Genomic DNA, 372 nt, shown 5'->3' with positions numbered 1-372 from the left:
GAACCTGTTACAATGACATTACCACCCGCTTCGGCAGCATTTAGAATAGAGTCATCCGTAATTGGGTCAATATCTAAATTTACAATAAGAGGTGAGGCATCAACTGTATGAGTAGAAGCTCCTGTTGACTCAACAGTATTACCGGCCGCATCTTCTGATGTGACCACAACATCAAACTCGGTGTCCGCTGCAAGATCAGAACCCGCGACATCAACAGACCAAGTGCCATCTGCGTTCACAGTGGTGCTGTATTCTTTGCCGTTGATGCTCATTTCGACTCTATCGTCAGAAGCGATGTCACCATCTTTAGCAGTACCTGTTACAGAGATCGTCTCGCCGCTTTCTTGAGCGTTGATAACATCATCTTCTGTG

1 protein-coding gene is annotated in these 372 nt (G+C 46.0%); it reads right to left on the bottom strand.

The genetic code is table 11. The features are described from left to right. The coding region (locus DFP79_RS07465) for an Ig-like domain-containing protein (RefSeq protein WP_133503315.1) at positions 1-372 on the bottom strand (372 nt) is incomplete at both ends.

Origin of the sequence: Marinomonas balearica, assembly GCF_004362145.1 — a bacterium.
Lineage (GTDB): Bacteria > Pseudomonadota > Gammaproteobacteria > Pseudomonadales > Marinomonadaceae > Marinomonas > Marinomonas balearica.
Note: the sequence above shows the minus strand (reverse complement) of the source record. Positions and strands in the feature narration are given on the sequence as shown.